Raw genomic sequence first — 697 nt, 5'->3', positions numbered from 1 at the left:
AACCGTACCGGCCGATTGACCTGATTACGTTTGAGGGCAGTGATGATCCAACTGCTGCGGTTGAGAATCCGACTGATAACAAGGTAATCGGATTCGAAGCCAAAGGTGAGGGGTCGTTCTCGACACGCCGGCTCAAAGAACAGTTGACTCAGTTTTTAGAAACCTCGACGCTTTCACGGCTGTTCCTTGGGGTGCCAGATTCAATAGAGGCCAAGGCAGTAGAGTTTATCTCGTCCCATCCAGAATTTGACCAGGTTGGTGTGGTGACGGTTGCGATCGATGGATCCGTTACAACGGTCCAACCGGCGGAAACGATGATTCCTGAGCACGACGGGTATCTGGAACGACAAACCGGGCGGAAAACAGGCTATGGTGATGAGTTACCTGCCGAGATCGATGACACGGTTACCGCGCCATACATCACTGATGAAGAAGCGATTCGGCTGAAATATACAGACCCGGAACCGGTCGCAGACGAACTTCTGACGAACGAGTTTGAGAACGTAGACAGGAATGGGTATGTCACGCCCGCGTTCACGATCTCGCAGCGATCCCCGCTTGATGAGGTGATTGACGATGCGTCCGCCACGCGAGTCTATGTGTTGGAAGGGGACACTGTCAGCGAAAAAGAGCGAAAACAGGGCTTGGTTGAGATGAAACTCTCATATTTCAACGACGAGGATATTCTGCTTCTGAA

Annotated in this window: 1 pseudogene; it reads left to right on the top strand. The window is 51.8% G+C overall.

The annotated features are described in order from the left end of the window. Positions 1–697: pseudogene (locus DVK07_RS22975) on the top strand (hypothetical protein); the annotation flags it as partial.

It is taken from the genome of Halorubrum sp. Atlit-26R, assembly GCF_003666015.1.
In the GTDB taxonomy this organism is placed as follows: domain Archaea; phylum Halobacteriota; class Halobacteria; order Halobacteriales; family Haloferacaceae; genus Halorubrum.
Note: the sequence above shows the minus strand (reverse complement) of the source record. Positions and strands in the feature narration are given on the sequence as shown.